7 protein-coding genes are annotated in these 8,116 nt (G+C 70.1%); 3 read left to right on the forward strand and 4 right to left on the reverse strand.

Features of this window, described 5'->3' with window-relative positions; genetic code table 11:
* Positions 1-118: 118 nt before the first annotated feature.
* Together GA0115254_RS21500 and GA0115254_RS21505 are read right to left on the reverse strand one after the other, a co-directional pair.
* Entirely contained in the window at positions 119-1,402 is a 1,284-nt protein-coding gene (locus GA0115254_RS21500; RefSeq protein ID WP_093896919.1) for an aspartate aminotransferase family protein, read from the reverse strand.
* Positions 1,399-2,241, reverse strand: coding sequence for a nitrilase-related carbon-nitrogen hydrolase (locus GA0115254_RS21505; RefSeq protein WP_093896920.1), 843 nt, complete (start codon positions 2,239-2,241; stop codon positions 1,399-1,401). Before GA0115254_RS21505 ends, GA0115254_RS21500 begins: the two co-directional genes overlap by 4 nt.
* A 372-nt stretch (positions 2,242-2,613) precedes the next feature.
* Here GA0115254_RS21505 and GA0115254_RS21510 point away from each other — a divergent pair, with 372 nt between their 5' ends.
* Positions 2,614-3,882 (forward strand): aspartate aminotransferase type Ic, encoded by a 1,269-nt coding sequence (locus GA0115254_RS21510; protein WP_093896921.1) that lies wholly within the window; start codon positions 2,614-2,616, stop codon positions 3,880-3,882.
* Between the two features lie 369 nt (positions 3,883-4,251).
* Here GA0115254_RS21510 and GA0115254_RS21515 read toward each other — a convergent pair whose 3' ends face one another.
* Positions 4,252-4,821, reverse strand: coding sequence for a hypothetical protein (locus tag GA0115254_RS21515; RefSeq protein WP_093896922.1), 570 nt, complete (start codon positions 4,819-4,821; stop codon positions 4,252-4,254).
* 91 nt (positions 4,822-4,912) lie between these two features.
* Between GA0115254_RS21515 and GA0115254_RS21520 the strand changes: the two genes are divergently transcribed.
* Together GA0115254_RS21520 and GA0115254_RS21525 are read left to right on the forward strand one after the other, a co-directional pair.
* The gene (locus tag GA0115254_RS21520; RefSeq protein WP_093896923.1) at positions 4,913-5,194 is read left to right on the forward strand and encodes a hypothetical protein; all 282 of its coding nucleotides are present in this window, start codon (positions 4,913-4,915) and stop codon (positions 5,192-5,194) included.
* Positions 5,195-5,360: 166 nt separating this feature from the next.
* Positions 5,361-6,452 carry a Rieske 2Fe-2S domain-containing protein gene (locus GA0115254_RS21525; protein WP_093896929.1) on the forward strand — a complete coding sequence of 364 codons (1,092 nt, stop codon included), beginning with the start codon at positions 5,361-5,363 and terminating at the stop codon, positions 6,450-6,452.
* Positions 6,453-6,528: 76 nt separating this feature from the next.
* On the opposite strand, the gene GA0115254_RS21530 is transcribed toward GA0115254_RS21525, so the two are convergent.
* The gene (locus GA0115254_RS21530) at positions 6,529-7,845 is read right to left on the reverse strand and encodes a hypothetical protein (protein WP_176740235.1); all 1,317 of its coding nucleotides are present in this window, start codon (positions 7,843-7,845) and stop codon (positions 6,529-6,531) included.
* Positions 7,846-8,116 lie beyond the last annotated feature (271 nt).

The following is an 8,116-nucleotide window of genomic DNA, read 5'->3' on the forward strand; positions in this document are numbered from 1 at the left end:
GGGTGGTGCTCCTGGACGGACACGGGGGTGCGATGGCTGCACGGGGGTGTGATGGCGGCCGAGCTACACAGCCGCGTACCGGCCGCCGCCCACACCCCCGTCGCTCATCCGTCGCTTCTCATCCCACCGATCGAAGAGCCTCGGCCAGGATCTCCGCACCCTCCTCCGCCTCCGGGATGGTCAGCGAGAGCGGTGGTGCGATCCGCAGCACGCTGGTGTTGTGGCCGCCGCCCTTGCCGATGAGCAGGCCACCCTCCCGGGCTGCTTCGAGTACGGCGGCGGCCGCCTCCGGGTTCGCCTCGTCGGTGCCGGGTTTCACCAGCTCGATGCCGATCATCAGTCCCCGGCCGCGTACCTCCCGTACACACTCCGAGGCCGCGCCGATCGCACGCAGCCGCTCGATCAGCAGTCCGCCGACTCTCCGGGCGTTGCCCTGCAGATCGTGTTCGAGGAGGTACGAGAGGTTGGCGAGGCCGGCCGCCATGGTGACCGGGGAGCCGCCGAAGGTCGAAATGGAGTTGGCGTCGAGGCAGTTCATGACGTCGGCGCGGGCCACGACACCGCCGATCGACATGCCGTTGCCGATACCCTTGGCGAAGGTGAGGATGTCCGGCGGCCCGTTCTCGCCGTGCGCCTGCCAGCCCCAGAAGTGTTCGCCGGAGCGGCCCCAGCCGGTCTGCACCTCGTCGGAGATCCACAGGATGCCGTGGCGGTCGAGGACCCGGCGGAAGGCCGCGTACAGCCCGTCCGGCGGTGAGGTGAACCCGCCGACGCCCTGGATGGGTTCGGCGATCAGGGCGGCGGGCTCGCGGGTGTGGCCGAGCAGGTCCTCCAGGTCGGCGACGCAGGCCGCGATGAACTCCGCGTCTCCGAGGTGCGCGTACGGCCCCCGGGTGCGGACGCCGCCGTGCACGTACAGCGTCTGCAGCGGCGACAGATTCGTGGGCGACCAGGCGCTGTTACCGGTGATGGAGACCGCGGAGAACGATCTGCCGTGATAGCTGTTGCGCATCGCGAGGATCTGGTTCGACCTTCGGTACGTGGTGGCGAGCAGCAGGGCGGTGTCGTTGGCCTCGGTACCGGAGGTGGTGAAGAAGACCCGGGCGTCCGGGATGCCGGAGAGCGTGGCGATGCGTTCGGCCAGCTCGACCATCGACCGGTTGAGGTAGAGCGTGGAGGAGTGGATGATCCGCCCGGCCTGCTCGCTGACCGCCTTGGTCACCTCGGGCAGGGCGTGGGCGGTCATGGTCGTGAGGATGCCGCCGAAGAAGTCGAGGTAGCGCCTGCCGTCGGCGTCCCAGACATGGCGGCCCTCGCCGTGGGTGATCTCCACGGGGTTCTTGTAGTAGAGCGCCAGCCAGTCGGGGCTGACGGCGAGATGGCGTTGGTGCAGGCTGCTCACGACTCCACCAGTCCTTCGTATGCGTCGGGTCGGCGGTCCCGGTAGAACGCCCACTGCTGGCGGACTTCGTCGATGAGCCCGAAGTCGAGGTCGCGGACGAGGAGTTCCTCCTCCTTGTCGCTGGCGACCTCGCCGACGAACTGGCCGCGCGGGTCGACGAAGTAGCTGGTTCCGTAGAAGTCGTTGTCGCCGTACTCCTCCTGGCCGACGCGGTTGATCGCGGCGACGAAGTACTCGTTGGCGACGGCGGACGCGGGCTGTTCCAGCTGCCAGAGATAACTGGAGAGGCCGCGCGATGTGGCGGACGGATTGTACACCAACTGAGCTCCGTTGAGACCGAGTTGACGCCAACCTTCCGGGAAGTGCCGGTCGTAGCAGATATAGACACCGACCTTGCCGACGGCGGTGTCGAAGACGGGCCAGCCGACATTTCCGGGCTTGAAGTAGTACTTCTCCCAGAACCCCTTGACCTGCGGGATGTGGTGTTTGCGGTACTTTCCGAGATAGGAACCGTCGGCGTCGATGACGGCGGCGGTGTTGTAGTAGAAGCCGGACTGCTCGATCTCGAAGACCGGCACGACGATCACCATGCCGGTCTCGCGGGCGAGTTCCTGCATCCGCCGGACGGTCGGCCCGTCCGGGACGGCCTCGGCCCAGCGGTAGTGCTCGGGTTCCTGCACCTGACAGAAGTAGGGGGCGTTGAACACCTCCTGGAAGCCGATGATCTTCGCGCCCTGACGGGCGGCCTCGCGCGCATGCTCCTCATGCTTGGCGATCATGGATTCGGTGTCGCCGGTCCAGGTCGCCTGGACGAGTGCGGCGCGTACGACTTGGGACATGAGCTGCTCCTTCGACGCGGCGTCAGAGAGCCTCTACGCATTTCTACGCCCGTAGACACGTGCGTAGAGGAGAACGTAAGCCCCGTCACACAGCGGGGCAAGACCATCGCCGTGAACCGACGGAGTCGATCATGTTTCACACCCGTGCGGTCCACATGTTCCTTCACCTTCCGGCTCGGAGAGCAGATGCCATGATGGCAAAATCTGTCGAGGACGGGCCGCTCGCCGCGCTGGCCCGCGCGATTCCGCCGGCTGTCGGGCGGACGCCCGCACAGTCCCGGCTCCCCGCTCCCGGGCCGTTGACCCCCCGCGCCGGTTTGTATTCTCGGCAGGCGCCACCTCATCGACGCGGCACCTGTGAGAGGAACCACCATGACCACCGAGCTGAGCCCCGACGCCCTGACCGGGCTCCTTGACCGGGCTCGCCAGGACTACCAGGACCTCACGGGACTCGGGCTCTCGCTCGACCTCACCAGGGGCAAGCCGGCACCGGAGCAGCTCGACCTCTCCGAGGACCTGCTGAGCCTGCCCGGGGGACGGCACACCGCGGCCGACGGCACGGACGTACGCAACTACGGCGGGCTGCAGGGGCTGCCCGAACTCCGGAAGATCTTCGCCGGGGTGCTCCAGGTGCCGGCCGAGCAGCTGCTCGCGGCCGGGAACTCCAGCCTTGAGCTGATGCACGACTGCCTGGTGCACGCCCTGTTGAGCATGCTGCCCGGCGCCGAGTCGCGCTGGGTGGAGCAGGAGCGGATCGCGTTCCTGTGCCCGGTACCCGGGTACGACCGGCACTTCGCGCTCTGCGAGCGGTTCGGGATCGACATGATCCGGGTGCCGATGACCGCCGAGGGGCCGGACATGGAGGCCGTGGAGCGGCTCGTCGCCGAGGACCCGGCGATCAAGGGCATCTGGTGCGTACCGAAGTACAGCAACCCGGACGGCGTCTGCTACAGCGACGCGACCGTGGCGCGGCTCGCCTCGATGAGCACCGCCGCGTCCGACTTCCGGATCTTCTGGGACAACGCCTACGCCGCCCACCACCTCACCGACGAGCCCGTCGAGATCGCCGACCTGCTCGCCGCCTGCACCGACGCCGGGAACCCGGACCGGGCGTTCGTGTTCGGCTCCACCTCGAAGATCACAGCGGCGGGCGCGGGCGTCGCCTTCTTCGGCTCGTCGCCCGCCAACGTGCAGTGGCTGCTCGGCAACAACGCCAAGCGGTCGATCGGCCCCGACAAGGTCAACCAGCTGCGCCACGTCCTGTTCCTGCGGGACGCCGACGGGGTGCGGTCCCACATGGAGCGCCAACGCGCCCTGCTGCAGCCCAAGTTCGAGTCGGTGGCACGAATCCTGGACACCCAGCTCGGCGGGACCGGCCTCGCGACCTGGACCTCGCCCAAGGGCGGGTACTTCGTGACCCTCGAGGTGCCGGACGGCTGCGCCAAGGACGTCGTACGCCGTGCCGCCGAGGCGGGCATCGTGCTGACCCCGGCCGGCGCCACGCACCCGTACGGTGACGACCCGCGCGACGCGGTCATCCGGATCGCGCCCAGCTACCCGGGCCTCGCGGAGCTGGAGCAGGCGATCGAGGGGCTGGCCGTGTGCGTCCGGCTCGTGGGGTACGAGCAACGGGCGCGCTGACGCCCTTCGTCCGGAAAGGGTGCGTCACTCCTGCGAACCGGGGAGCCGCCAGTCGAAGGGGAACAGATCCCTCTGCCACCCCGGCACTTCGGCCAATGCTCCGGCAGCCTCGGGAACCCGCAGAAGGCAGCGGTGGCGCAGTAGTTCACGCCGCTCGCCGGGGGTCAACAGCCTCTCCTCCGGGCTGAGGTTCTTGGGGTGATCCGGACTGAGGTCCTCGGAGCCGTCGATTCCGACGCGTCCTGCCGCATTGAGTCGCTGGGCCGTCGCCGTCCGGTAGTCGAGGCGAAAGTCGGTGGCCCACTGCGCATTGTGTCCCCAGCCGTGCGACAGGTCGACCGTCGGCCGGTGGCGTCGCAGGAACGTCCACTACAGCGGGGAGCGGTCGGCCACGCCGCGCTGGGCGTGGTCGGCTCCGGCTCGGACACGGACCCCGACCCGGCTGAAGAGCAGCTGTCCGAGCATCAGGCCCGGCCAGACGACCTGGGTGATCCGGATCGGGGCGTGCGGGTCGTCGGCTTGCTCGACGTCGACGATTTCGTGGAGGAACGGGTCGAAGACGGTGTCGTCGAACGGCGTCATGCCCAGCGCGGTGAACAAGTCGAGGTACTCGTGCTGTGAGAGCACCGGCCCTTGGTCCAGCGGACCGTGCCGGTCGGCCCACGGCCACTCGGGCACCTCGTCGGCAGGAGGCTGGAAGGGAAGGAGGAGCAGGTCGCTGACACGACTGAGAGCGTAGAGCTCCCGCAGCAGGTACCCGCTCCCCTGAGGCCCCTCCCCGGACCACCAGGCCCCGTCTCCGGCTGCGGTCGCGAGCAGGGCACGGTAATCGCCCCGGGCCCGAGCGAGCCACGGCGCGACGACCACGTCATGGGCGTCCGCCCCGTCGTGGTCGCACAATGCCTTGTAGAGCTCGCGGGCATCCACCTCGTCGTCCATGCGCGGAGACTAATTGCGATCCACGGGGTCGATCGACGGATTTTGCTGCATGCCACGGTCAACCGGCCGCCGGCGCGGCCGGCGTCGCCGCATGGACAGCGAGATCACGACCACGGTCGGCAGAGAGCCCTACTCCTTCGATGGGCGTGTGCTGGAGGTCTTCGGCGGCAGCCCCGTCCGCTTCCACGGGCGCCACATGCACCTCTGTGTCAAGGGCCCGGACCGCAAGGGGGCCAGGATCGTTGAAATCTGCCATGGCCGTCCGGAAGCACCGGGAGCACGTCACATATGGAGGTACTCCGCCGCTGAGTGGGGTGACCTGCCCGGCCTGGACGTGGTGCAGGCGGCCGTCGACTCCGCGGCTAGGCGGTGAGGCGGAGACCCTCCGCCCCCCACCGAGCGGACTGCATGGACCGTGCCGTCACGTACGCCGTCAATGCCTTTCGCGTCCCTTCCCGTTCGGGTGATGTGCGGCGCGTCGGGAGGATCTCGGAGCGGGCTGGGCAGTCTCCGGGAGACCGATCCTGAGAGGGGAAGTGGTGGGACTGTCACGCGAGTACGGGCGCGCCATCAGTGAGGGGCCGACGTCGGCCGATGCTGCGGGGACGCCGGCCCTGCCCTGTCCGAGCGGCTGGTCGGCGCTCGCCTTCTCCGAGGAGCTGCGGCCGGGCGCTGTGCTCACCCGGCCTCTGGCGGGGCAGGACGTGGTGCTGTACCGGCTCGGTACGGGGGCGGTCCGCGCCGTTCGTCCGTACTGTCCGCACCTCGGCGCCCATCTCGGTCTGGCGAAGGTCAACGGGGACGATCTCGTATGTCCCTTCCATTTCTTCGCGTTCGGCCCCGACGGCAGGTGCGTGCGGACGGGATACGACACAAAGCCGCCGAGGTCGCCGTTGACGCAGCTGCCGGTGCACGAGGTCAACGGTGCTGTCTTCGTCTGGCGTCACCACGACGGACGGGCACCGGACTGGTTCATCCCCGACTGGCACGAGATCGGCCACCGGCCTGCCCGTAGCGCCGCCTGGGAGCTGGCCGGCAATGTCCAGGAAGTCATCGAGAACTCGGTGGACCTCGGGCATTTCGCCACCCTGCACGGCTGGGCCAAGGCCGAGATCGGCGGGCCTGTCGTCTACGACGATGCCGCGTTCCACGTGTCCATGCGGGCCCACGAGTCGGCGCCGCTGCTGGGAGACTTCGTCGTCGAGGTGGAGGTGGACGGCTACGGACTCGGTTGCCTGCACGCGGATGTGTACACGCCTCGGCTCGGGCTGAGGATGTGCACGATGGTGATGCCGACGGCGATCGCGCCCAACCGGATGCAGTTCCGGCAGAGGAACCGCATCGCCTTCGCGGAACCGGCCCGGCTGCCGGCCCCGCTCGCACGGGTGGTGAGCAGAACCGCCGCCCGGCTGCTGGACCGCGCCGTCTTCCGTTCCAGTTGCGAGTTCACCGCTGCCGACTTTCCGATCTGGAATCACAAGCAGTACCAGCAGCCGCCCCGGCTCGCTCCCGGTGACGGGCCGATCGGCCCGTTCCGGCGCTGGGCCCGGCGTTTTTATCCGTCACCGGGGGAGATCGGGGGAACGCGGCTCGACCACTGCGGGCGAAGCGACGGAGCCGAAGTGCCGTGACTGTTCCGGAACCGACCGTCCTCCGGATGTGGCAGCCATTCGGCTCTCACCGGCTGATCTCCAGGACTCTGCCCGGCTAGGGCGCAGCCACGATGCCCGCCACCCGCAGCGCATGGACGACATCCCACTCCCGCGCCGGCGACACCGCACGGGCCGCCGCCAGAAGTTGCGGCACCAGCTGGTGCGGATCGCCCGCCGCGACCCGGGCGACGTCCTGCGGAGTCCGTACGCGGATGAAGGCACCCAGCAACGCCTGCGCCTGCGGTCCTCGCCCCGCCCGGTCCAGCGCCACCACCGCATCGGCGATCTCCGCGGCCGGCCGCGCCACCCCCTGGCGCAGCAACTGGTCGCAGTCGTCCGGGCGCCCCGCAGCGGCCAGCGCGCCCGCAGCCGCGGCGAGATCGGCAGGCGGCAGCGAGGACACCTCCCACAACAGGGTCGCCCAGTCCGCGTCGAGGCCCGCCCGGTGCAGCTCGACGGCGAGCACCGGCAGCTGGTCCGCGGGCCGGCCGGCCGCCTCGCACAGCACGACGTGCGCCTCGCCGCTGCGGCCTTCGGCCCGGAGCCGGAGCAGCCTTTCGACGGCACCGGCGGCGGCCCGGTGCGCCTCGGGGTCCAGGGCGGCGGAGGCCGGTTCCACGTGTGTGTCGTCGCCGGTCGGGGCAGCGCCGAAGCGGGCGCCGCGTGGTACGGAGGCCGTCGTCGGCGGTACGGGCAGGACGGGTGCGCCCAGAACTCCTTCGTCATCGGTCTCGTCGACGTCCAGGCCGGCGAACCGGGCGCCGCGCGGCTTCTTGCGCCTGGGGGCGGGCGGCCGAGGAACGCGCGGTGCCGCGTCGGGGCCGCTCTCGGGCTCGCGTTCCCGGTCCCGGTCCGGTGCCGGCCCCTCGGTGCGGAACCAGCCCTTCGGAACGGTCACCGCGGCCAGTCGCCTGCGCAGCTCCGTACAGCGGGCGGTGGCGCGTTCGTGGTCGTCCCGGGCCCAGGCCACCTCCTCCGCGTCCGGGGTCGTCGTTCCGCCCGCTCCGGCCGCCCGGAGTCGCCGGGCCGCGTACGTCTGCTCCCGCAGCATCAGCTCCAGCCGTTCGACGAGCACCTGCCGTCCGCCGGGCCGGCGGTCGTGGGCGGCCACCGAGGCGGAGTACAGCTCGGCAGCCCGTACCGACTCACGCTGTGCGTACGCTGTGCCGCGCACGGCCGCCAGGTCCTGGAAAAGCGACTCCATCACGTCCCAGGGCGGAATCTCGACGCCGTCGACACAGGCGCGCATCCCTGCTGGATCTCGTCGGCAGAAGACGCCGTACCAGCCGCTCCCGGGATCCAGCAGCGCCACCAGATCCCGTAGATACTGCGTGAACTCCCGTACTTCCCATTCGTCGTGATGCACCGTCATCGTCGCCCTCGCCAACGTCGACTGGAGCCTTCCAGTCCGCAGGCATTCGACCTCAGCCTTGTTACGGCACGGCTACGCGCGCTTTTCGACTGCGGTGCGGTCCAAGCACCGTGCAGGCCCCCTCGGCCGTCCCTGCGGGGACACGCGTCCCGGTGGCGGTCCGGTGCGAGTCGAGCCCGCAGTCCTCGCGGGCCCGTACGGCTGGATGGCGGGGGCAGGCAGCCGGGGGCATCGACAACCGCGCCACCGCCGCCAGGGCCCATCCGGCGCG

The sequence above is a fragment of the Streptomyces sp. Ncost-T10-10d genome (assembly GCF_900091955.1).
Taxonomy (GTDB): Bacteria; Actinomycetota; Actinomycetes; order Streptomycetales; family Streptomycetaceae; genus Streptomyces.

What these genes read in the sequence shown, in the direction of transcription:
- GA0115254_RS21505 (WP_093896920.1), bottom strand. Translation starts at nt 2,241, where the DNA reads ATGTCCCAAGTCGTACGCGCCGCACTCGTCCAGGCGACCTGGACCGGC.
- GA0115254_RS21515 (WP_093896922.1), bottom strand. Translation starts at nt 4,821, where the DNA reads ATGGACGACGAGGTGGATGCCCGCGAGCTCTACAAGGCATTGTGCGAC.
- GA0115254_RS21510 (WP_093896921.1), top strand. Translation starts at nt 2,614, where the DNA reads ATGACCACCGAGCTGAGCCCCGACGCCCTGACCGGGCTCCTTGACCGG.
- GA0115254_RS21520 (WP_093896923.1), top strand. Translation starts at nt 4,913, where the DNA reads ATGGACAGCGAGATCACGACCACGGTCGGCAGAGAGCCCTACTCCTTC.
- GA0115254_RS21530 (WP_176740235.1), bottom strand. Translation starts at nt 7,845, where the DNA reads ATGACGGTGCATCACGACGAATGGGAAGTACGGGAGTTCACGCAGTAT.